Annotated in this window: 19 protein-coding genes; 15 read left to right on the top strand and 4 right to left on the bottom strand. The window is 58.6% G+C overall.

Going from position 1 to position 21539, the window contains the following annotated elements; genetic code table 11:
• From F3H95_RS03675 to F3H95_RS03640, 8 genes are all read left to right on the top strand, one after another.
• Entirely contained in the window at positions 1-1101 is a 1101-nt protein-coding gene (locus F3H95_RS03675; RefSeq protein WP_149744964.1) for a glycosyltransferase family 4 protein, read from the top strand.
• Positions 1098-2261: a glycosyltransferase gene (locus tag F3H95_RS03670; RefSeq protein ID WP_149744963.1), complete on the top strand. Its 1164-nt coding sequence runs from the start codon at positions 1098-1100 to the stop codon at positions 2259-2261. Before F3H95_RS03675 ends, F3H95_RS03670 begins: the two co-directional genes overlap by 4 nt.
• Positions 2258-2845, top strand: coding sequence for a putative colanic acid biosynthesis acetyltransferase (locus tag F3H95_RS03665; protein ID WP_149744962.1), 588 nt, complete (start codon positions 2258-2260; stop codon positions 2843-2845). Before F3H95_RS03670 ends, F3H95_RS03665 begins: the two co-directional genes overlap by 4 nt.
• A complete protein-coding gene (locus F3H95_RS03660; protein WP_149744961.1) occupies positions 2842-3963 on the top strand; it encodes a glycosyltransferase family 4 protein in 1122 nt (373 codons plus the stop codon). The genes F3H95_RS03665 and F3H95_RS03660 overlap by 4 nt, the downstream gene beginning before the upstream one ends.
• 1 nt (position 3964) lies before the next feature.
• The gene (locus tag F3H95_RS03655; RefSeq protein WP_149744960.1) at positions 3965-4873 is read left to right on the top strand and encodes a glycosyltransferase family 2 protein; all 909 of its coding nucleotides are present in this window, start codon (positions 3965-3967) and stop codon (positions 4871-4873) included.
• Positions 4874-5175: 302 nt separating this feature from the next.
• On the top strand, positions 5176-5949 hold the full coding sequence (locus F3H95_RS03650; protein ID WP_348530039.1) for a sugar transferase: 774 nt from the start codon (positions 5176-5178) through the stop codon (positions 5947-5949).
• Positions 5950-6115: 166 nt separating this feature from the next.
• Complete coding sequence (locus F3H95_RS03645) at positions 6116-7549, top strand: mannose-1-phosphate guanylyltransferase/mannose-6-phosphate isomerase (RefSeq protein ID WP_149744959.1); 1434 nt, start codon at positions 6116-6118, stop codon at positions 7547-7549.
• 145 nt (positions 7550-7694) lie between these two features.
• Complete coding sequence (locus F3H95_RS03640; RefSeq protein WP_143125125.1) at positions 7695-8999, top strand: UDP-glucose/GDP-mannose dehydrogenase family protein; 1305 nt, start codon at positions 7695-7697, stop codon at positions 8997-8999.
• Between the two features lie 168 nt (positions 9000-9167).
• Here the strand turns inward: F3H95_RS03640 and F3H95_RS03635 are convergent, their stop codons facing one another.
• The 3 genes from F3H95_RS03635 to F3H95_RS03625 form a co-directional block, all read right to left on the bottom strand.
• Positions 9168-9983: a metallophosphoesterase family protein gene (locus F3H95_RS03635; protein WP_143125147.1), complete on the bottom strand. Its 816-nt coding sequence runs from the start codon at positions 9981-9983 to the stop codon at positions 9168-9170.
• Positions 9984-10244: 261 nt separating this feature from the next.
• Positions 10245-10949, bottom strand: a complete 705-nt coding sequence (locus F3H95_RS03630; RefSeq protein ID WP_280177826.1) for a DUF6030 family protein — start codon at positions 10947-10949, stop codon at positions 10245-10247.
• A gap of 208 nt (positions 10950-11157) precedes the next feature.
• A complete protein-coding gene (locus F3H95_RS03625) occupies positions 11158-11727 on the bottom strand; it encodes a transglutaminase-like cysteine peptidase (RefSeq protein ID WP_244617862.1) in 570 nt (189 codons plus the stop codon).
• 306 nt (positions 11728-12033) lie between these two features.
• Here F3H95_RS03625 and F3H95_RS03620 point away from each other — a divergent pair, with 306 nt between their 5' ends.
• The 6 genes from F3H95_RS03620 (at position 12034) to F3H95_RS27415 (ending at position 19322) form a co-directional block, all read left to right on the top strand.
• Complete coding sequence (locus F3H95_RS03620) at positions 12034-13536, top strand: hypothetical protein (protein ID WP_149744956.1); 1503 nt, start codon at positions 12034-12036, stop codon at positions 13534-13536.
• Positions 13537-13671: 135 nt separating this feature from the next.
• Positions 13672-14856 carry a polysaccharide biosynthesis/export family protein gene (locus F3H95_RS03615; protein WP_244617861.1) on the top strand — a complete coding sequence of 395 codons (1185 nt, stop codon included), beginning with the start codon at positions 13672-13674 and terminating at the stop codon, positions 14854-14856.
• A gap of 130 nt (positions 14857-14986) precedes the next feature.
• Complete coding sequence (locus F3H95_RS03610; protein WP_149744955.1) at positions 14987-15700, top strand: hypothetical protein; 714 nt, start codon at positions 14987-14989, stop codon at positions 15698-15700.
• Between the two features lie 90 nt (positions 15701-15790).
• Positions 15791-18007 carry a polysaccharide biosynthesis tyrosine autokinase gene (locus tag F3H95_RS03605; protein ID WP_244617879.1) on the top strand — a complete coding sequence of 739 codons (2217 nt, stop codon included), beginning with the start codon at positions 15791-15793 and terminating at the stop codon, positions 18005-18007.
• The gene (locus F3H95_RS03600; protein WP_149744954.1) at positions 17997-18707 is read left to right on the top strand and encodes a hypothetical protein; all 711 of its coding nucleotides are present in this window, start codon (positions 17997-17999) and stop codon (positions 18705-18707) included. The genes F3H95_RS03605 and F3H95_RS03600 overlap by 11 nt, the downstream gene beginning before the upstream one ends.
• Positions 18708-19046: 339 nt before the next feature.
• Positions 19047-19322, top strand: a complete 276-nt coding sequence (locus F3H95_RS27415) for a hypothetical protein (RefSeq protein ID WP_244617860.1) — start codon at positions 19047-19049, stop codon at positions 19320-19322.
• 253 nt (positions 19323-19575) lie between these two features.
• Here the strand turns inward: F3H95_RS27415 and prmB are convergent, their stop codons facing one another.
• Positions 19576-20499, bottom strand: a complete 924-nt coding sequence (gene prmB / locus F3H95_RS03590; protein ID WP_149744952.1) for a 50S ribosomal protein L3 N(5)-glutamine methyltransferase — start codon at positions 20497-20499, stop codon at positions 19576-19578.
• A gap of 151 nt (positions 20500-20650) precedes the next feature.
• Between prmB and F3H95_RS03585 the strand changes: the two genes are divergently transcribed.
• Entirely contained in the window at positions 20651-21454 is an 804-nt protein-coding gene (locus tag F3H95_RS03585) for a pseudouridine synthase (protein WP_149744951.1), read from the top strand.
• Positions 21455-21539: the final 85 nt, after the last annotated feature.

Here is a 21539-nt window from a genome sequence, read left to right as displayed (position 1 = left end):
ATGCGTGTACCCCGCGTCCTGTTTCTGGCGCTCGACACCTATTCGCGTACCGGCGGTCTGCAACGCTTCAATCAGCGGGTGATTGCGTGCCTCTCCGACATTGCCGGCAAGGGCGCGATCCGGGATTGCCGGGTCATGATCATGCGGGATGTCGATTCCGATTTTCCTCCGGTCGAGCGCGCTCATCTGCGTGGTTTTGGTCCCCGCCGTCTGGCCTTCATGCGGGAGGCGCTCGCGGCCGCCCGCCAATCGGACATTCTTTTCCTGGGGCAGGTCAACCTGCTGCCTGTCGGCTTTCTGGCCAGACTCCTGAACCCCCGCCTGAAGATCTGCCTGTTCGTGCATGGTGTCGAGGTGTGGAACGATCCGGTTTACCGTCGCAAGCGCGTGTATGAGCCTCTTCTGTTGAAAGCCGTCGGCATGGTGGCCTCGGTCAGCCGCTATACGGCCGATATCATGGCGCGCGAATTTTCGGTAAACACGCAGAAGTTTCGTATTTTTCCCAATGCGGTTGATGCCTTGGCGGAGGACATCGTTCCTCCGGCTGCCGGCGCTCCGGTCGTGCTCTGTGTGACACGCATGGCCGTGCATGATCACGGCAAGAATGTCGACAAGGTGCTGCGCGCCTTCAAGCTTGTTCTGGAGCGGCAGCCCGAAGCCCGGCTCGAGATTGTCGGCGATGGGGTGCTGAAGCCGGAACTGGTTGCACTGGCTGAAAGCCTTGGCATCCAGACGAGCGTGACCTTTCACGGACGCGTCAGCGATGCGGTGCTCGATGACTGCTATCGGCGTGCGTCCTGCTTTGTGCTGCCCTCTTCCAAGGAGGGATTCGGCATCGTTTATCTCGAGGCCTGGAAATACGGGCTGCCGGTGATCTGCGGCACGCAGGGTGCCTCCAAGGAGGTGGTGAGCGACAGGCAGGATGGTTTCGTCATCGATCCATCGGATGTTCCGGCTCTCGCCGCAGCGATGGAGACCCTGGTTGGTGATCGGCAAAGGGCTGCTGCCATGGGACAGGCCGGCAAGCAAAAACTGCAGTCGCGTTACCTGAATGCGCATTTCAGAGCCAATCTTGAACAGCTGCTCGGGGAACTGTCGTGAAAATTTTGCGCGTTATTGCCAGTGTCGATCCGCGGACGGGCGGCCCGATCGAGGGGCTGAAGCTCAGCGCTAACGCCATGCGCGACGACGGGCATGAGACAGAGGTGGTTTGCCTGGACGATCCGGCGGCACCTTATGTGGCGAGCTTCCCGTTTCCGGTTCACGCCTGCGGACCCGGCACGCGCAGGTATGGCTATACACCGAAGCTTGCCCGCTGGATCGCCCAGAATGGCAACCAATATGATGCGGCAGTTGTTCACGGTCTCTGGAACCATGCCTCGATTGGCGGCTGGCAGGGGCTGCGAAAGGCGCGGCTGCCTTATGTCGTCTTCACCCACGGCATGCTCGACCCATGGTTCCGTGAAACCTACCCCCTGAAACATCAGTTGAAGCAGATTCTCTGGGGCCTGGCGCAGGGCAAGGTGTTGCGGGATGCGCATCGCGTCCTGTTCACGTCCGAGGAAGAGTGCCGTCTGGCGCGCGGGGTCTTCCGCGGCCACGCCTACCGGGAACAGGTCGTTGCCTATGCCGCAGGCGAGCCTCCGGATGAGGCGGAGGAACAGCGCGCTGCCTTCCGGGCGCTCCTTCCCGCGGTGGACGGCCGCCGCTATCTCCTTTTTTTGAGCCGGATCCATCCCAAGAAGGGATGCGACCTGCTGGTGGATGCCTTTCTGGATATGGCCGGTGCACATCCGGATGTCGATCTAGTTATCGCAGGTCCCGATCAGGTTGGCATGAAGGCCGAATTGATGGCGAAAGCCGTCTCCGCCGGGATCGCGCATCGTATTCACTGGCCCGGCATGCTGAGCGGCAAGGCCAAATGGGGCGCCTTCCGTGGCGCCGAGGCCTTCGTCCTGCCGTCCCATCAGGAAAATTTCGGCATCGTCGTTGCGGAAGCGATGGCCTGCGGTACTCCCGTTCTCATCACCAACAAGGTGAATATCTGGCGTGAGGTGCTCGAAACGGGTTCAGGTCTGGTCGAAAACGATGATCGTGACGGTATCGTGCAATTGCTGAATACCTTCCTCGGGCTTTCGGATGGTGAACGGCAAAGCTTGGGTCACCGTGCACGGCAGGGGTTTGAAAGCTGTTTTCGTGCAGATGCGGCGGCGAGGGATTTGCTTCTTGCTTTAAAGGCTGCCCGTGGAGGTGTCACGTGACTATTCTCGACGCAAAAGAGAAGCGCCCGCTCGAGGGGGGCGCCAGTTTTTCACTGGCAAATCGAATCGAGCGATTGATCTGGCAGATTGTCTGGCTACTCCTCGCCCGCTGGAACCCGCCCTTCTTTAGCCCTTGGCGCGTTTTCCTTTTGCGCAGATTTGGTGCACGCATCGAGCCGGGTGCTGCGGTGGCGCCATCGGTGAAGATCTGGCTGCCGCGTCATCTCAGCATGGAGAGTTTCTCCACAATCGGACCCGGTGTCGATTGTTATAACATGGCGCCGATCTCCATCGGATCCTATACCACCATCTCGCAGCGTTCCGTGCTGTGTGCTGGAACGCATTCCATTTCCGACGATCATTTCCAGCTGGAGGCCCATCCCATTCACATTGGCAGCAAGGTGTGGATTGCCGCGGAAGCATTTGTGGGGCCGGGGGTCTCGGTGGCAGACGGCGTGGTGCTGGGTGCGCGCGCCTGCGCATTTCGCGATTTGCGCGAGACGAATGGTGTTTATGTCGGCAACCCCGCGAAATTCATCAAGCTACGAACCGAGGGCGCAAACAAGGTGCGGGGCAGCCAATGAAAATCAATTGTGTCATCGGGCCGTTCCTGCCGATCCCGCCGATCCGGGGCGGGGCAGTGGAACGCATCTTCCTGGCGGTTTGTGAAGAGTTCGCAAAACGTGGTCACGAGGTGACGATGGTGTCGCGTCGGTTTCCGGGACTGGCGAATGAAGAAATTGTGGATGGCGTTCGTCACCTGCGTGTACCCTCGAACGATGCCCCGTCGAACCGAGTGTTGTATCGCCTGCTCGATCTGAAATATGCGTTGACGGCCAGCAAAGCTCTGCCGCGGGCCGATGTCACGATAACACATAGTGTTTCCTTGCCTTTGCTCATTCCGAAAGCGCGCGCCGGCAAGATTTATGTCAGTGTCGGACGCTATCCGAAGGGGCACATGGGCATCTATAAAAGAGCCGACAGGCTGCAGGGCGTTTCCTCATTCGTGACCGAGGCAATCAAGCAGCAATCCCCGTCGGTCGCTCATCTGGCAAAGACTGTCCCCAACTGTTTGAGCCAGGTTTTCTCAGAAGCGGTGGCCGAGGGACGCGGGCCGAGACTGAAGCAGATCCTGTATGTTGGCCGTATCGCACGTGAAAAAGGTATTGATCTTCTTATCGATGCATTTGCGCGGCTGAAGCAGACGGATACGCAGTGGACGTTGAAAATCGTCGGTCCGCATGAGGTCAACCAAGGCGGTGACGGTGCGGCATTTCTCGAAGAACTAAGGTCGCGTGCGGGGGCTGCCATTCGCGACATTGATTTTGCCGGTCCCGTTTACGAGGAACTGAAACTGAAGGAAGTCATGCAAAAGGCGGATGTTTTCGTCTATCCGTCGGTTGCAACGACCGGTGAATCCTTCGGACTCGCTCCGTTGGAAGCAATGGCATGCGGATGTGCCGTAGTTGTATCCAACCTTGAATGCTTTCGGGATTACCTGGTGGATGGCGCGAACGGCGTGGCGTTCGATCATACGGACAGAACGGGTGATTCGCTGGCGGGTACCCTGCAGCGCTTGACGGAAAAGGCGGAGGTCAGGGATGCGCTGGCGGCTGGGGGTCTTGTGACTGCGCGCAAGTATTCTCCGCAATCCGTTGCGGACTTGTTCCTGAAAGACTTCGAAACCTTGGTGGCGCGTTGATATGAGTGTTTGTGTCCTTATCCTGACCCACAACGAGTCCCTTCATATCGAACGGGCGATCACGCACGTGAAGTCTTTCGCGAAGGAGATCTTCGTGATCGACTCCGGTTCGAAAGACGCCACCGTCGAGATTGCCAAGGCCAATGGCGCTCAGGTGTTGTTCAATCCCTGGACGAATTACTCACGGCAATTCCAGTGGGGGCTCGACAATGCGCCGATCACGGCCGACTGGATCATGCGGCTTGATGCGGATGAGGTAATCGAACCGGCTCTGGCCGCCGAGATCTGCGAGAAATTGCCGACCCTGGGATCAGACGTTGCCGCGGTGAACCTGAAGCGGAAGCATATCTTCCTCGATCGGTGGGTGCGTCACGGTGGCCGTTATCCGTTGATCCTCACGCGTATCTGGCGCAAGGGGCAGGGGCGCATTGAAGACCGCTGGATGGATGAACACATCATGGTGTGGGGGGGGCGCACGGTGCTGTTCGACCACCCGTTCTCCGACCACAATCTGAATGACCTCACTTTCTTCACCGACAAGCATAACAGATATGCCAACCGGGAAGCCGTGGATGTACTGAATCAGCGTTACCATCTGTTCGCAACGGACGCCGCGCTGACCAAGGATGCATCGTCACTGCAGGCGTCTCTCAAGCGGTTCATCAAGGAAAAGATCTATAATCGGATTCCGTTTCCGGTATCCTCTTTTGGCTACTTTATTTACCGGTATATTTTCCAGCTCGGCTTTCTCGATGGATTGGAGGGGCTTTGCTACCATTTTCTGCAGGGCTTCTGGTATCGCTTCCTGGTGGGAGCCAAGGTGCTGGAGTTTGACCGCGCCATACGGCACTTGTCCGGGCGGGAGGCGAAGCTTGCGAAGCTTGCTGAAATGACCGGGTTGAAGCTGTAGGGTGAAAACCTCGTGGCGATTGGATTTTGACTTGAAACCTCGCGCATCAAGGCCCGCCTTCCTTTCCTGATTTCTCTTTTTTCCCGGACTCTGCCGATCCGTGTCCGTGGCAAGTGGCGCGGCGAGCCTCTCCGGTTCCGGTTGCTGTGACTGTAGATCGGTGCAGTCATGATCATCCTGCATGGCTTGAATATTTCATGTGATGATTGGGTCACATACACCAGTTTGCATACGGCATGTTTTACAGCGGGTTAAATTAATTGGTGACTCTGAATCCGTTCCGGAATATGGAGTATCTATTCTTGGCGGACGATCACATTTTCAATATTCAGTGGGTGGTTTCAGTGGCGGCAACCGATATGCACAAGGAACAATCTGTTGTGTCTTTGGGTGGTGGTCATTTGCTCTGGGATTATGACGATGCGTCCGGAGCAGGGCTTGGTTTTGCATCCCGTACGCGGTTTTCACGAGCTTTCCATCTTTCGGCGAAGCGTTTGCTGGACGTTGCGGTGTCTTTGGGTGCGCTGATCGTTCTGGCGCCCCTGTTGCTGAGTGTCGCCCTGATGATCCGTCTGGAAAGTCGTGGGCCTGTCCTGTTCCGGCAGACACGCTGGGGGCAGGGCTGCAAGCCGATCCGCGTCTACAAGTTTCGTTCGATGTATGTTGAACGCTGTGACCCGACGGGTGTGGCGCAGACGATCAAGGATGATCCGCGCATTACCCGTGTCGGACGTGTCATTCGTCGCACGAATATCGATGAGCTGCCTCAGTTGCTGAATGTTCTCAAGGGCGAGATGTCTCTTGTTGGTCCCCGCTGCCATGCCATTGGCATGCTGGCCGCCGGTATCCCTTACGAAGATCTGGTGCAGGATTATCATCGGCGCCATCTGATGAAGCCCGGCATTACCGGCCTTGCCCAGATGCGTGGACTGCGCGGCCCGACGGATCGGCCGTCGAAGGCGCGGGCGCGGATTGCCTGCGATCTCCATTACGTCGATAACTTTTCGATCTGGATGGACCTCAAGATCATTCTCGGCACCATTCGATCTGAACTGACGTCCGGTCAGGGCTTCTGAATGCGGCGCCCGCGAAAGGCGGGCGCTTCCTGTCTTCCTGTTGGAAACCCTGTTGGCATCTCCCTGTTGCGATGGGGCGGCACTGTGTGCTTGAACACGGGAAAATGCCGAGGTGGTGTTGCAACCTCTCTGCAGGGCTTTTTCATCCATATATCCGGAGTTTGCTATGAGCCAGAAGATCATCCCCGTCATCATGGCCGGTGGAAAGGGTACGAGGCTCTGGCCGTTGTCGCGCTCCAGTGCGCCAAAGCAGTTCATTCAAGTCGCCGGCGATCGCACGCTCTTTCAGGCAACGCTTCTGCGTGTAGCCGACAGGTCGCTTTATGAGGCGCCGGTTGTCATTACCAACCAGGATTTCCGCTTCCTCGTGGCCGAGCAGGCACGGGATATAGGGGTTGCCTTGTCCGGTATTCTGCTGGAGCCGGTGGCGCGCAACACGGCCCCGGCCATTGCTGCAGCCTGTGCCTATCTGGTCGAGGGGTTCGGCGAGGACGCCGTGCTGCAACTGCTGGCATCTGACCATGAGATCGACGCTGGCGATCTCTATCTGGATGCGATCCGCATCGCCCGTGACACCGCGATCTCCGGCAAGATCGTGACTTTCGGCATCAGGCCGACGGAGCCGGCCACGGGTTACGGCTATATCGAGCAGGGCGACATCTTGCCGACGGGGGCCAGGGAACTGCGCCGTTTTGTGGAAAAGCCGCCGCTGGCAAAGGCTGAGGAAATGCTGGCCGCCGGCGGTTTCTCCTGGAATTCCGGCATCTTCATGTGCCGCGTCGGGCTTTTGATGAACGAATTGCGTGCGTTTGCCCCTGTTGTCCTGGAGGCCGCCGTTGCTGCCGTTGCCAAGGCGCATCGGGATCTTGATTTCGTGCGACTGGACCCGGAAAGCTTTGCGGCAAGCCCCGATATCTCCATTGATTACGCGGTCATGGAAAAGACCTCGAATGCCGCCGTTGTTCCTGCGGCCTTTGCCTGGTCCGATCTCGGCAGCTGGGATGCCGTGTGGAAGCTTGGCGCCAAGGACGAGGCCGGCAACGTCGTGCTCGGCAATGCAACCCTGGTCAATGCCGAAAACTCGCTGATCGTCTCGCGTGCCGGCCATCTGGCCGTGCAGGGGGTGAAGGATCTGGCTGTGATCGCCAGCGAGGATGCCGTCTATGTGGGGCGGCTGGAGGATAGTCAGGACGTGGGCAAGCTGGTGAAGCGTCTTGCGGCGGAGGTCCATACGGCAAAGCTCACGGAAACCCATCCGACGTCCTATCGTCCGTGGGGTGGATTGACCGCGCTTCTTGATGGCGACCGCTTCCAGGTCAACCGGCTTTTTGTCCTGCCGGGCAAGCGGCTTTCGCTGCAGCGCCACCATCACCGCGCGGAGCATTGGGTGTGCGTGAAGGGGGTTGCGGAAGTCACGATCGGCGACCAGGTGCGACTGATCCGTGAAAACGAATCCATCTTTATCCCCCAGGGTGAGGTACATCGGCTACACAATCCTGGCAAAATTCCCCTCGAGATGGTCGAGGTCCAGACGGGCGCCTATCTGGGACAGGACGATATCATTCGTCTGGAGGATGACTATGGTCGGGAAAAGGCTTGAGCGCCGGATGTGCCGCCGCAGCGCGGGGAGCGCCGTCTGAAACCCATGGCCTGGTTGATTTGGGCGTGTAATGTTGCGATGCAATAAGGTGATGTCGGTCCGGTTCCACTGAAGATGTTGAAACTCTCTCGATGAGGAATAGTGAATGCGTATAGTCATGGTTGGCTCCGGCTATGTCGGACTTGTTTCGGGTGCCTGCTTCGCTGACTTCGGCCACGATGTGGTATGCGTCGACAAGGCCGCCGAGAAGATCGCGGCACTCAACAACGGCATCATGCCGATCTATGAGCCTGGCCTTGATGCACTCGTGGCCTCCAATCGCTCCGCCGGCCGCTTGTCCTTCACAACCGAACTCGGCCCTGCCGTCGAGGCGGCGGATGTTGTTTTCATCGCGGTCGGAACGCCGTCACGCCGTGGCGATGGCCATGCGGACCTTTCCTATGTCTATGCGGCTGCCGCTGAGATTGCCCAGTCGATCAAGGGCTTCACGGTTGTCGTGACGAAGTCGACCGTGCCGGTCGGCACCGGTGATGAGGTTGAGCGTATCATTCGTGAAACCAATCCGGAGGCAGACTTCGCGGTCGTCTCAAACCCCGAATTCCTGCGCGAAGGCGCGGCCATCGACGACTTCAAGCGACCGGACCGCATCGTTGTCGGTGTCACCGACGACCGGGCGCGAGGGGTCATGACCGAAGTCTATCGTCCGCTCTATCTCAACCAGTCGCCGCTTGTCTTTACCGGTCGCCGGACGTCGGAACTGATCAAGTACGCTGCCAACGCCTTCCTGGCGATGAAGATTACCTTCATCAACGAGATCGCCGATCTTTGCGAGCGGGTGGGTGCGGATGTGCAGGACGTGTCGCGCGGCATCGGCCTTGATGGTCGTATCGGTTCCAAGTTCCTGCATGCCGGTCCGGGTTATGGTGGCTCCTGCTTCCCGAAGGATACGCTGGCACTGGTCAAGACCGCGCAGGACCATGACAGCCCGGTCCGTCTGATCGAGACCACCATTGCGATCAACGACAATCGCAAGCGCGCCATGGGCCGCCGCGTGATTGCGGCACTCGGCGGGGACGTACGCGGCAAGAAGATCGGCATTCTCGGCCTGACCTTCAAGCCGAATACCGATGACATGCGTGACAGCCCTGCGATTGCGATTGTCCAGACCCTGAAGGATGCCGGAGCTATCGTTTCGGGCTACGATCCGGAAGGTATCGACAATGCCCGCCAGATGATGGACATCGCATTCGCCTCCGGCCCCTATCAGGTGGCGGAAGGCGCTGCGGCTCTGGTCCTCGTGACCGAATGGAATCAGTTCCGCGCGTTGGACCTGCCACGTCTGAAGTCGCTGATGGTGACTCCGGTCTTCGTGGATCTGCGCAATGTCTATCGCGCGTCCGAGGTCGAAGCCCATGGCTTTGACTATCATGCCATCGGTAAAGCGGATTGACGATACCGGAATATCTGATCTCAAGGCGCCGCCCATCCTGAGGGGCGGCGCTTTTGCGTTCTGGATGGGCGTGAATGGATGTTGTCCAAAGGATCCCGCAGCCTTGCGAAAGCGACAGGCGCGAAACCACAGGGCGCGAGGCGCGACTTTAAACGATCATGATCCGTTTTAAAGCAAAACGGCGTCTTCCTGATAGATCTTCAGGACGCAGAGGCGACCGGTCGCATAGGCACAGGTGTCAATGGCGATACGTCCCGGCTTGAATTCTGGTTCTGGCACCGGTGTGTGGCCGTGAACGACGGTGAGCGGCAGTTCCGGACCGCGAGACAGGAACGGTTCGCGGATCCAGAGCAGGTCTTCGTCCGTCTGCTCTTCCAGTGGAATGCCCGGCCGAATGCCAGCATGGGTGAAGACATAGCTGCCAAGCTTCAGGCTCGACGGCATCTTGCGGATAAAATCGATGTGCGACAACGGAATGGCTTCATCCAGAAGCTGCCTCAGAGCAGTGAAATCGATCCGGTCACGCTTTTGGAACAACTCGATATTCACCCCGTAGGACATCAGCGTTTCACGCCCACCGAACTCAAGCCAGGTCGCGGCGTTGCGCGGATCGGTGAGAAAACGCAGGAACATCTCGTCGTGATTGCCGCACAGGGCAAGGCGGCGAAGGCCCTGCGGGCTTGGACGGCTCAGATGGTTGAGAACGGCGGCAGAATCCGGTCCGCGGTCGATATAGTCTCCCAGAAGCACCACCAGCCCTGGAACGCCGGATGCTTCGATGTCGGACATGATCCGGTGTTCTGCCTCGATGAGTTCGCGGATGCAGCCATGGATATCGCCAATGGCATAGATTGCGTAGGCGGGTGGTTGTTCACCGAGGTCCAGCCGCTGACGGGACGCAAGGGGAGACGCGTGTACCCGCTTTCCCCGGAGCCAATCCAACAGCTGCTTAAGTGACGTCAATCTGCACCTTCCATTTCGCATAACCCTGTCAAGGCTATGCTCACACACCGAGACAACGGTAACCGAGGCCCTGAAGACTTAATGGTGCCTCAAAATATTGAACATACGGACAAGACTATGTCGAAACCAATTGCCAAATTATTTTTCTGCCGACACTTGGGGCTCTCTTGCGCTGCGGTCAAGGCCTAAAAAAGCAATTGATTGAACACGATTGCGTAAGTCGTGACCACCGTAACGTCTCCCGGATGTGTTCTTTGCGTGTGGTGCGGTTGGCACTCGCGGTTATGGATGTGACATATGGTTGCCCACCGCACGGAGATCCTGGGCTGCCGGTTCCAGCGGATAGCGATCCACGCGACGCTTCAATGCAAAAAGATTGAAGCGTTTGGGATCCAGTAGCTCTTGCCGGAATGTGATCACGTAGGGGCCGAGAACGGAATAGAAATCCTGCCACTTTTCCGTCTTGTCACGGATGACCGTCTGCAAGTCCGGCTCCAGTGAAACAGGGTGGACAATATGTTGCAGCATGGCAAAACCATGCAGGAGAATCTCGCTGCCATCGGTATCGGCCTTGCTGAGTTTCATGCGCCAGGATGTGATGCTGTGCATCTTGTCTCCGCGAACCTGAAGGAAAACCGCGGCTGCATCCGGAGACGGTGCGGCAGACCAGAAGGCAAGGCATTGCCAGTTGCCTTCGCCATCCACCGTGTATTGTGGTTTGTCCTGCCCGGGGTCTGCCAGGGCCGCGCATTGCTGCGCAGGCTCGACAACGGCTTCGAACCGCGTTGCCGGCAGGGCGGGAGACAGACTGATCAGCCATTGCCCGGCAACGCGCGCGCCGGCGCGGGAGGTCTTGTGGATCCGCTCTGTGGTCTTTTCTGGGGTATGGATGCCAAGACGCTTTTGCAGCAGTTTCCAGTTGCGCGCATCATTGGCAAACAGCACCGTGCCGATGGTCGCGCCGGTCGCGAGAAGAAGCCAGATCATCAGCGCCCAGCGACCCCTCGGACGCGGCAGCTTGCCGATGGCCTGTTGATCGCTCTCTATCGTCATGCCGCCGTAGATTATTCGATGGACAATATCCTGTTCAGACGGAGGTGGATCAGTTGTGGCAAGTCGTCAAGTAAAAGCTTCGAGTGCGGGTTTTTTCTTTCCGAATTCGTCCGGGATGACGTCGATCCGCGATTCCAGGGGGCTATCCTTTTCTGCCAGTGGCTGAGACCTCATTCCAGAAAAGCGGATTTTCTTCCGACTGGATCTTCAGCCATTGCAGATCCGTGTCCTGCCAGTTCTTGATCTCATCCATCCGGTTGTCCAGCACGAGGTCACCCTTGTCCGTGCTGACCACAAGCACTGCGTGGCCGTTGTTGTTGCGGGTCATCGTCACGGCGATCCGCAGCTTGTTGGCGGGCCAGCCGAGTTTTGTCAGGCGGCTGCGTTTTGTCAGGACATAGTCCTCGCAGTCACCGTAGCGAACATCCATGTCCCATGAATCGCGGCCGGGCGCGTCGTTCATCGGCATGATCGCTGCATTTACCTCCGCGTTCACACGCCTCAGTTCGCGCATCAGGTTGGGCGTCAGAACAAGTGTTGAAGCCGCATTGCGCGTGTGGCATTCATCCCCGTGCGCCACGCAAAACGTCACATAGGCGAAGGGAGCAAGGGTCGGCTTTGCGGCAGCGATGTGAATGATTTTCTTCTGGGTCGGTGCTGCAAGGCCCCCGGGGCCGATGGCCAGTGCCGGGGAGACACTCGACAGCATCATCAGCGTCACGGCGCAGGCGAAAGGAATGCGACTCATCACTTTGTCCCGTTCAGGTTTCCGCGCACCGCTGCGGGTTGCGCCTTTCTGAGACGGTTTTACGCGTCGAGAAGATGAGGTGACTTTAAGCGGATCAGTTCAATTTGAGCGATGTCGCATTTTTCGATGGCAAGTACGGCGAGTGTATCGAAATGAAGTCGCGACAGGTTTTCAGAATTATGTGCCTGGTGGATCGGCTGCCGCTTAATTTAGCGCTTGAAAGATTTTACGGCTTGCGCCTTAGTGCACCGGTCTTCACAGCATCGATTTATGTTAACCAAGGACAAGAGTGGATTGGTAGCGAGATCTGCAACAATCGCGTCTGCCGCGCACAAATCGGATAAATCGGTGATTCCCGCCGATGAAGATATGAAGACGCGTCTGCTTCGGCGGACAGCAACCGTTCTGTTTATCCTGTCCATCACGATCACGATGCTGACGCACGGCGCGGTTTATCCGATCGCCGCAGGTCTGGCAGCAATCTTGATGGCGTCATCCCTGGCGCTTGCCTATTTTGCCATGGGGCTTCCCCGGGCGACCGGCGGTCTGTTCAAGACAGCGCTTGCTTGCTGGGTGCTCGTTGTCTTCTGGTGCGAATTTCAGGGCATGCCTGCGCCGTTCGGCTTGGCGGGGCACTCTGCCTGGACAGCGCTTGCCGAGATGGGAATTGCTGCCGATGCATCCGTTTCGCCGACCCCCGGCGTGGTGCGCGGTGGCGTTGTGGCCATCAGTCTGCCAGCAATGACCTTGCTGTGCGTGCTCATGCTGTTCCGCCGCGATTCGGCCGTGGAGCGGGCGCTTTGGGTCTTTGCCGTTTCCGGAGGTTGCCTGGCGGTCTTTGCACTATTTCAATATGTTGCTTTCCCGCATTCGCTGATGCTGGGCGAGAAGCTGCACTATCTCGGCAACTTGACCGCGCCTTTCGTGAACCGAAACACGGCTGCGACCTTCTATGGTGTGAGCCTGATTGCTCTTCTTAGCCATTTCAAGGGACTGCAGTTTCAGGTCATTCCCGGCAGTTCCCTGTTTTATAATCGCTCTGGCTGGTCTGCGCGCAAGGCATTGTTGTGGGTCTTGCTGACCTGTGCATCCTTCGGCGCAGTGCTGGCGACGAGTTCGCGTGGGGGCGTATTCGCAACGTTTGTCGCTTTGTTAGTGATGTTTGCCGCAGCGACGTTTTTTCCTCCCGTGCCTTCGCAAAGGGCCGGCTTCGCTGGGCAGCCAACGTCGAGTGTCAAGGCACGCCTGCTGAAAGTGGTCGCCGTTCTGTTGATCCTGTTGCTGGTGGCCAGCCTGTTTGCGGGGCGCGTTGTGTTGCGCGCCGAGATACAGGGTGTTGACGATAGCCGTTTCTGCGTTCTGCCGGGAATCCTCGCCGCCATTCACGACGGCTTGCCATTCGGAATCGGTCCGGGTGCGTTTATCAACGTTTTCCCAGCCTATCGCGATGCCAGCTGCGGGATGGCGGGTGTCTGGAACATGGCGCATGATGTTTATCTCGACGGTCTTCTGGCCCTCGGTATTCCCTTCCTTGTCGTTCTTGTTGCTATGCTCGCGGCAATATCTCTGTTACTGCGGCGTGGCATTTTGCATCGAAAAAGTCGCCGGCTATTCGTGGTGGGTGGTATTGCCACGTGCGTTCTGGTGGCTGTGCATTCCCTTGTTGACTTCTCGTTGCAGATTCCTGGCTTTGCAACGTGGTGGCTGATCTATCTCGGAATGGTTGCTTCCATCAGCGGAGGTCGAAAATCCTCCGGTGAAAGGGAAAGTTAACCATAATGTTGTGGTGTATTTGCTACACGTACATTCGGGATTCCTTGAAAAGTGTGCGATGCGGCAGAAAAGACTGGAGCCGATTGGCTATCCGTAATTTAGTATGAGCAACCTCTCAATGATATGGCGGGACTGATGGGGATGAAAGCAAATCGTATTTTATCAATTGCTATGGTCAGCTTTTTGGCGAGTTGTGCCGGGCTTCCGCGTTCCGGGCCGGACCAGCGGGCGGTTGACTCGGGTGCTTCGGTGAAGGTTGCTTCGCCGGACCAGAAGGTTGGTATCGATTATGCATTGGTCGATATCAATGCTTCGGTTCTGCAGCATGTGTCCAAGGCAACGTCTGGCAGCTTGCGTGGCGGCTTCGGTGGCGGCAGGGGCGGTGCTCCGGACATTCTGCTCGGCGTTGGCGATGTGGTTCAGGTGGCCGTCTTCGAGGCTCAGGCTGGCGGGTTGTTCATTCCCGCAGATGCAGGTGCCCGTCCGGGCAACTACATCACGCTGCCCAACCAGACCGTGGACCGTCAGGGCAATATCACGGTGCCTTACGCGGGAACCATTCGCGCGGCCGGACGCCGTGTCGATGATGTGCAGGTCGATATTGCCAGCCGGCTGGCCAATCGCGCGATCGAGCCGCAGGTGGTGCTGACCGTCTCGGAAAGCCGTTCCATGGAGGCGTCCGTTCTTGGCGATGTCAATTCGCCGAAAAAGATTACGTTGAGCCCCGCCGGTGAGCGTGTGCTGGATGTTATTTCCGAAGCGGGCGGTTTGAGCGGTCCTGCTGCGGAAACGACCATTACGGTGCAGCGCGGCGGCCGTCAGGCGACGGTCGATTACAATCTTCTCGCGCGAAATTCGAATGAAAACATCTATGTCCAGCCCGGAGACACGGTGATCGTTCGTCGCGAGCGCCGCACCTATCTGGCGTTCGGGGTAACCGGTCAGAGCGGGAGTATCGACTTCCAGGATTCTGATCTGATGCTGGGTGACGCGCTTGCAAAGGCTGGCGGTCTTTTGGATGACAAGGCGGAGCCGACGGGCGTGTTCCTGTATCGTCTCGTCAGCCGCGATTTTCTGACAGGCCTCGGCGTCGACACGAAGCGCTTCCACTCGGATCAGGTTCCGGTGATCTTCCGTGCCAATCTGCGGGATCCGGCGGGTTTCTTCGCCATTCAGAAATTCCCGATGCAGAACAAGGATGTTCTCTACGTCTCGACGTCTGATGGTGTTGAACTTACGAAGTTCCTGACGATCCTGAATTCTGCCACGTCGTCGGTCAACAATGTTGTCAATACGCGTGACAATCTGAGAAACAACTGACAATGCTGGATCTTATCCGGCGTCGTTAGGGATAATGAAACCTCTTGCTCCAAGGCGATATGGAAAGCTTGAATTTCATCTCGTCTTGGACTTTATGGTCAAGTGAAACTTAACAGGGAGTTCGCTCGTCATGGGCCTCAAAATTCGTAATGCTCAACTGATCGTGTCGGCTCTTTTGGTTGCGTCGCCGGCCTTCGCTCAAACGACGCCTCCTGCATCGAATGCTGCGCCTGCTCAGACTGAGCAGCAGGCGCCGGCTGTTGCGCCGGCAACGCCGGAGCAGCTTGCAGCGTTTCTCGGTAACCCCCAGAGCATTCTGGCTGTGGGCGTTGATGCGCTTCCGAACTATGTGGCCTCGCTGCTGCTTGCCGCCGTTGGCGCGAACAAGATGACGGAGGCGTTGACTGCTCTTCAGGCTGCCGCCCTGTCTGCAAGTTCTGCCCAGTCTGCCGCTCTGGTTGCCGGCTCCAATATCGCTGCGAACACTCTGGCCACCCAGGGTAATCCGGCTGCTGCGGCGCAGATCCAGGTTGCTGTTGCCTCCAGCACGCAGCTTGCTTCTGCCGCTCAGCGCACTGGTACGCCAGGTGACACGCAGACTGCCGAAACCGGTGTGGCCGGTGGCGGTGCGATTGGAACGGCTGGTGGCGGCGCGATCGGTACTGCTGGTGGTGGTGCGGCTGGCGGTGGTGGCACGGGCGGTGGTATTGCTTCAACGAACACGACAACAACGAGTTCCAGTGGAAGCGGCACCTTCTCGGGTGCGGATGGTGGCACCTCAAGTGGCGGGTCGAACACTGGCGGCGGCGGTACGGTCGTGGTCAGTCCCACGACGAATGGCTGATACAATCTCTTTTTGAGTGATTAGGGTAGAGCAGTGAACCAGCGCGCCGTATTTCCGGAAACAAACGATGCAGGCTTGACCGAGAATACGGTGCCGGCCATCGACGCCGAGCACATTATAGCCATGCTGCGGCGTCAGTGGATTGTTCTGCTGGTGGCTGTTTTCGTAGCTTTGGTGCTGGGCGTGGTCTACCTGATCACGGCGGTGCCCATGTATACAGCAACGACGCGTGTTTTGATCGATCGTGGCAACAGTGAGATTGTTCAACAGCTCTCAACCATCGGGGGCGCTCTGGACGACGAGGCTTCTGTCCTCAGCCAGGTTGAGTTGTTGAAATCCGACAGCATTGGTCTTTCGACAGTGGACAGACTGCGCTTGCAGGATAATCCGCAGTTTATGGCATCAAGCAGTTCTGTCGTGTCCATGGTGGTTGGTCTTTTGCGCAGTGGTCTTGCAGAGCTTGGCCCGGAAAGCGCCGTCGATGACGGCGCCATGGATCCTGTCGAGGCAAAGCGGCGCAGTGCCCTTGCGCGCGTTCAAGGTGGTCTCAGTGTACAGCGTGTCGGACGTGCCTATGTGCTGGAAATTGGCTTTACCGCCGTGACGCCAGCCTTAGCCGCGCAAATTGCCGATGGGATTGCGGAATCCTACCTGAACGACAAGCTCGATGCGAAGTACCAGGCAACGCGCCGTGCCGGTGAATGGCTGCAGGATCGTATTGAGGAACTGCGGCAGCAATCGCTTGAATCCGACCTTGCGGTCCAGAAGTTCCGCGCAGCGCACGGCCTCGTGCAGGCCGGCAATACGCTGGTTTCCGACCAGCAACTGACGGAGTTGAACAGCGCGCTCATTGTTGCCCGTGCTGATACCGCAAGGGCCCAGGCTCGCTATGACAGAATCCAGGAAATCATTGCGAGCGGCAAGACGGATGCAATCGTCACGGATGCGCTTGGCAGTTCCGTCATCAACACCTTGCGCGAAAAGTATCTGAATGCGTCCAAGCTTGAGGCTGATATTACGCGGCGTCTCGGTCCAGACCATATTCAGGCGGTTCGTTTGCGCCAGGAAATGTCGGAATATGAACGTCTGATGTTCGATGAACTGCGCCGCATCGCCGAAAGCTATCAGAGCGAACTGGAAGTGGCGCGTTCCCGCGAGCGCAATATCACTGAAGGTGTCCGCAACGCGACCAATGTCAGCGTCGCGGCAAGCGAAACGCAGGTCCAGCTGCGCGAACTCGAGCGGTCTTCGGAAACCTATCGCAATCTCTACCAAACGTTCCTGCAACGCTATCAGGAAGCGGTTCAGCAGCAGTCATTTCCGGTGACGGAAGCCCGTATCATTACGAGACCGGTTCCTCCGGTCGGCCCCAGCAGCCCGCGCAAGGGGCTCGTGCTGGTTGCGTCTGTCCTGCTCGGCTTGATGGCTGGCGGCGCAATTGCGGCATTCCGCGAGTTCCGGGACCGTTTCTTCCGGACGGGTGACCAGGTGCGTGACATACTGGGTCTCGAATATCTCGGCGCAACACCGGAAATTGTTAAAAAGAACAATGAGAGCGTTGAACCTGCGGCGCCTGGCAGAGTGCATTTCCGTAGCACGATTTCCAACTTCTCGTTGGCCTATCCCTTGTCCTCCTTCTCCGAAACCTTGCGTAGCTGCAAGATTGCGGTCGATGTCAACGTCCAGAAGCCCAATAAGGTTGTCGGCTTCGTGTCGTGCCTACCTGGCGAAGGCAAGTCGACAATTGCTGTCAATTTCGCACAGATCGCAGCAAAGAGCGGTCGTACGCTGTTGATCGATTGCGACCTTCGTAATCCGGGTGCAACTCGTATGCTTGGCCAGCATGCCGATGCCGGTCTTCTCGAAGTGCTGACAGCCGGTGCGCCTTACAAGTCTCTGCTGCTGAGCGATGCCGAGTCTGGTCTCGACTTCCTGCCGGTGATCGTGAAACGCCGTATCACGCATTCGTCGGAACTCCTGGCCTCGCCGCAGATGCAGCAGCTTCTGTCGAAGGTCAGTGCGGAATATGACTACGTCGTTCTCGATCTTCCCCCCCTTGCACCCGTTGTGGACGCGCGTGCCATTGCCGGTCGCGTCGATGGCTTCATCATGGTGGTCGAGTGGGGTAGCATTGCGCGCAAGGTGGTCAAGCAGACGCTGGAGGCCGAGCACCAGATTGCAGAGCGGACGCTTGGTGTGGTCCTGAACAAGGTCGATGTCCAGAAGCTGAAACTCTACCGCGAATATGGCTCGTCGGATTACTATAGCTCTCGCTACAGTTCCTACTACGTGGATCATGAAAGCTGATCCTTTTATCGGGCTCGTCATGTTGGGGACCGCAGCCTTTGTCTGCGGTCTTGCCGTCAAGACGGTTCCCGCGTCGATTGCCGCTCGCGAAATTGTCAATGTGCGCCGCGTGGCTTACAGCAAGGATCCCGTATCGCTTGCGGCCGTCGATGAGGCGATTGCAAAGGCCGATGTCGTCTTTGCGGATTGCCAGTCGGACGGGATAACGGGCGTTGTGGATCTGGTGACCTGGAAGGCCGACCAGATTGATCCGCGTGAAGACCGCGACAACTGGATCTTGGCACTGCGACAGCTTGAAGATGTTTCACGCAAGGCACTGGCCTGCGAGCCTACGGACGGGATGTTCTGGGCTCGATTGGCATTTGCCCGCTGGTTTCTGGGCGGAACGGCGCAGGAGCAGGCAAAGCTTCTGGGTTATTCCCAAAGCTACGCGCCGTCTGAATATCCGGTCATCCGGGCGAGGTTTTTCCAGTGGCGGCGTGTCTCACCCACGGTAATTTCTCTCGCGCGCCATCAAGTCCAGGAGGATATTCGCACGGTCCTTCTCTACGTACCGCTCGTTGAAGCCGTCGATCTTTTGACGGGAATGCCACAGCAGCTCACGCTCATGATGCAAGAGGAAATGCGACTGATGCCGCCGGAGCGCTTCGAAAGGCTGCAGTCCGTCGATGGGGCCGAGGAACTCTTCCCCAGGGGGTGATCAGGTCTGGCGCTTCCTTACCTGTGTCTTCTACTGTTTTTGCGTGGCCAGCGTTGGCTGGTGGTTTGCAAGACAGTTATCCGTGCTGTTGGTGCGAAATCCCTCAAAGCAACCGAGGTAAAAATCGACAAGACGCTTGCATACGCTGCGTGTTTTTGTTTGTCTCAAGCAAATCCCCTGATCTCTCCGGTAGATTGAGGTCTCGCTGCGAAACGGAGCAAACGCGTCTGCGGGCGTGTGCTTCCGTGAAATACAGCGCACGGTCTGCTATAGCCAGACAACCGGTGAGATCTCCCTGGCCACTGGAACGAGGCAAACGCAGAAACGGACGGTGACTCGGTGAATTCCCTCGTTCTGCTGCCAGCCATGCCAATGGAGACGCCGGCGCCGTGTTTCGGTCGCGCCGGCAGCGTCACTCTCGGTCACATCGGCGACAAATACCATGAGTTGCTTACCGCCAAACCGGCCAATGCGCTTCCTGCCATCGATGGTGCCGGTCAGTTCGCGCGCCACAGCGACGAGCACATGGTCGTCGGTCCTACGGCCGGACCTGTGGTTGATGGCTTTGAAGCAATCGATGTCGCAGAGGAGCATGACCTCTGGCAGCAAGTGTGAGCCATGAAAAGCGCTGACGGCATGTACGAAGCCGCCGCGATTGGGAAGGGCTGGTGAAGGGATCACGTTGGGCGGCGTTGCGGTGCCTGTGGATTGCCACACTCATCATCCCAAGGATGGCCGGGTGGCGACAGAAGACAGACTGCAACGTCGTTGACGTGAACGGGTGTGTTGTGAGCGGAATGGACGGGCAAGCATCTCGCGGAAGACGTCGAGGGTTCCTGGCCGGCAGGCCGTCCGCCTTGCAAGACTGTCAGGAGACGCCAAGTGCCTCTGCCGAAAGCCAGAAGACCGCATCCTGCGATTCTGCCGTTTCCAGCCAGACGAAATCGAGATGTGGGAATTCCTCTTCCAGGATTTCACGGCCGGAGCCGATCTCGCAGATCAATCCACCGCCGGGATTCATGTGCGCGGCTGCCTCAGCCAATATCTCGCGAACCAGATCGAGGCCGTCCTCGCCGCCATTATGGGCAAGGCGCGGCTCGGCCTGGAATTCCGGCGGATAACCCTCGAGGGCGGCGTGATCGACATAGGGCGGATTGGTGATGATGAGATCATAGCGCCGTCCGGCAAGCGGCGCAAACAGGTCGCCGGCAAGAAGCGTAACCTGGTCCTCCACTTCGTGTTCGGCAAGGTTGAGGCGAGCCACTTCCAGAGCCTCTTCGGAGAGGTCGACGGCGTCCACGGCAGCCTGCGGGAAAAATTTCGCGGCCAGCACGGCCAGGCAGCCCGAGCCGGTGCAGATATCGACGGCGCTTTCCACGCTCATGGGGTCCGGCAGGAAGGTGGAGCCCTGGCCGCCCAGATATTCGCGGAACAGGATTTCGCCAATATGCGAACGAGGCACGATGACTCGCTCATCCACATGAAAGCGCACACCCTGGATATAGGAACGTCCGGTCAGGTATGCGGACGGCTTGCGCGAGGTCACGCGTGCCTCGATCCGTTCCGCCAGCAGACGGCGCTCGTGTGGCAGCAGGCGGGCATCAAGAAAAGGATCAAGGGCATCGATGGGCAGATCGAGCGAATCCAGCAGCAGGAAGGCGGCATCATCGCCGGCGGTGGTCGTTCCGTGGCCATAGCTTAGATTTGCCGCGTTGAAGCGGGAGATGGCATAGCGCCAGAAATCGCGCAGGGTCACCAGTTCGCGGGTCACGTCGTCCAGGTTCAATGTCATGCTCCCTTCCAATGGCGCGTTGCCTGCCGTATTGCCGGGCAGACGCTGGCCGCATCGCTATGCGCGCGTGGTTTTGCATCAGCGCGCCTTGGCTCTAGAATGCAGGGACAGGCCGGTCAACAGGGCATTGGCCGCAAGGAGATGGAACAGCATGACGGCAGGGCGGAAGGAGCAGAAACCGGACAGGGGACGTTCGCCGAAGGCGCCGGCCGGCGGCAAGCGCGTCACGCTGCCGCGGGCACTGTCCAAGCTCGGCTTCTGTTCGCGCACACAGGCCGAGAGCCTCATCCTTGCCGGGCGCGTCAGCGTCGACCAGCGCGTGGTGCGGGATCTTCAACACTGGGTGGATCTCGAGATCGCCCGGATTGCCGTCGACGGTGAAGCGGTGGTGGCGCAGCAGATGATCTATCTGATGTTGAACAAGCCCCGCGGTCTCGTTACCACGCGGCATGATCCCGAGGGACGGCCAACCGTGTTCGATTGCCTGAAAGGCCAGGATCAGACCCACCTCTCGCCCGTCGGCCGGCTGGACAAGGCAAGCGAAGGCCTGCTGCTGTTTACCAACGACACCGAGTTTGCCCAGGCGTTGCTCGATCCGGAAACGCATGTGCCGAAGACCTACCACGTGCAAGTTGACGCTATCCCGGGCGAGGCGCAGTTGCAGGCCATGGTCCGCGGCCTTGAGCACGAGGGCGAATGGCTGAGCGCCCGGCGTGCCGCGCTGATCCGCAGCGGGGCGCGCAATGCCTGGCTGGAAATCGTGCTGGAGGAGGGGCGCAACCGGCAGATCCGCCGCATGCTCGAGGTGCTTGACATGGCCTGCCTGCGGCTGGTGCGCGTGGCGATCGGCGACGTCGTGCTGGGAGATCTGGAAAAAGGCGAGGTGCGCCCTCTGACTGGCGATGAAGTGGCTGGACTGCGTCAGCGCGCGAAGCCGGGCGCCGCCTCGTCCTGATCCCGGTGCTGCCCGTCTGCCGGCGCCTTCATCGGGGTAAAGGTGAATTCCCCGCCGGCAAGGAAGCTCCTTGCCGAGCGCGGAG

The organism is Rhizobium sp. RU35A (assembly GCF_900156005.1).
In the GTDB taxonomy this organism is placed as follows: domain Bacteria; phylum Pseudomonadota; class Alphaproteobacteria; order Rhizobiales; family Rhizobiaceae; genus Neorhizobium; species Neorhizobium straminoryzae.
This window is presented reverse-complemented; position numbering and strand designations above follow the sequence as displayed.

Coding starts and splice junctions, on each gene's coding strand:
- F3H95_RS03675 (WP_149744964.1), top strand. CDS start 1: ATGCGTGTACCCCGCGTCCTGTTTCTGGCGCTCGACACCTATTCGCGT.
- F3H95_RS03600 (WP_149744954.1), top strand. CDS start 17,997: ATGAAAGCTGATCCTTTTATCGGGCTCGTCATGTTGGGGACCGCAGCC.
- F3H95_RS03640 (WP_143125125.1), top strand. CDS start 7,695: ATGCGTATAGTCATGGTTGGCTCCGGCTATGTCGGACTTGTTTCGGGT.
- F3H95_RS03610 (WP_149744955.1), top strand. CDS start 14,987: ATGGGCCTCAAAATTCGTAATGCTCAACTGATCGTGTCGGCTCTTTTG.
- F3H95_RS03645 (WP_149744959.1), top strand. CDS start 6,116: ATGAGCCAGAAGATCATCCCCGTCATCATGGCCGGTGGAAAGGGTACG.
- F3H95_RS03615 (WP_244617861.1), top strand. CDS start 13,672: ATGGGGATGAAAGCAAATCGTATTTTATCAATTGCTATGGTCAGCTTT.
- F3H95_RS03620 (WP_149744956.1), top strand. CDS start 12,034: ATGTTAACCAAGGACAAGAGTGGATTGGTAGCGAGATCTGCAACAATC.
- F3H95_RS03660 (WP_149744961.1), top strand. CDS start 2,842: ATGAAAATCAATTGTGTCATCGGGCCGTTCCTGCCGATCCCGCCGATC.
- prmB (WP_149744952.1), bottom strand. CDS start 20,499: ATGACATTGAACCTGGACGACGTGACCCGCGAACTGGTGACCCTGCGC.
- F3H95_RS03585 (WP_149744951.1), top strand. CDS start 20,651: ATGACGGCAGGGCGGAAGGAGCAGAAACCGGACAGGGGACGTTCGCCG.
- F3H95_RS03655 (WP_149744960.1), top strand. CDS start 3,965: ATGAGTGTTTGTGTCCTTATCCTGACCCACAACGAGTCCCTTCATATC.
- F3H95_RS03625 (WP_244617862.1), bottom strand. CDS start 11,727: ATGATGCTGTCGAGTGTCTCCCCGGCACTGGCCATCGGCCCCGGGGGC.
- F3H95_RS03630 (WP_280177826.1), bottom strand. CDS start 10,949: ATGATCTGGCTTCTTCTCGCGACCGGCGCGACCATCGGCACGGTGCTG.
- F3H95_RS03635 (WP_143125147.1), bottom strand. CDS start 9,983: ATGCGAAATGGAAGGTGCAGATTGACGTCACTTAAGCAGCTGTTGGAT.